General features: G+C 57.5%; 1 protein-coding gene and 1 pseudogene. One reads left to right on the top strand and one right to left on the bottom strand.

Features of this window, described 5'->3' with window-relative positions; all coding sequences use genetic code 11:
* Positions 1-162, bottom strand: a pseudogene (locus A3730_RS30285) (threonine ammonia-lyase, biosynthetic); the annotation flags it as partial.
* Between the two features lie 156 nt (positions 163-318).
* Between A3730_RS30285 and A3730_RS07300 the strand changes: the two are divergent.
* A partial coding sequence (locus A3730_RS07300) for a ribose-5-phosphate isomerase A (protein ID WP_197477348.1) occupies positions 319-576 on the top strand: 258 nt, incomplete at its 3' end.

Genomic DNA, 576 nt, shown 5'->3' with positions numbered 1-576 from the left:
GCCGCGCAGCTTGAAGGAAAACACCGGTTGCAGATCTTCCCGTTTGAGCAGCACCCGGTTGCCAATACGTTTGGAAATCAACGGCGCTGCATGAATGGGAGTTTCCACCGCCACGTCGTAGACGCGGGATTGCAGTATCCGTTTAACGTATTTGTCCAGCATGGAGGGTTCCGGGCTCATTCTGTGAAGGGAAAGGAATAGTCTAGGGGCTGGCCGGCACAAATGCGATAGCCCGGGGTCGAGTCAGGACCGCCGCTGGCCTATAATTGGCGCACACCTCAGGGTCGATACACACCCATATTACGACAGGACAGCCTCATGGATCAGGATGCGCTGAAAAAGCAGGTAGCCGAAGCCGCACTGCGTTTTGTCCCCGAAGGGGAAATCATCGGCGTGGGCACCGGCTCCACCGCCAACTTCTTTATCGACGGACTGGCCACCCTCAAGGATCGCATCAAAGGCGCTGTGGCCAGCTCCGATGCCACCGCCGAGCGACTCAAGCAGCATGGCATCCAGGTCTTTTCACTGAACGACGTGGGCAACCTGCCAGTGTATGTAGATGGCGCTGACGAAGTG

This window comes from Alcanivorax sp. HI0044 (assembly GCF_001634945.1).
Note: the sequence above shows the minus strand (reverse complement) of the source record. Positions and strands in the feature narration are given on the sequence as shown.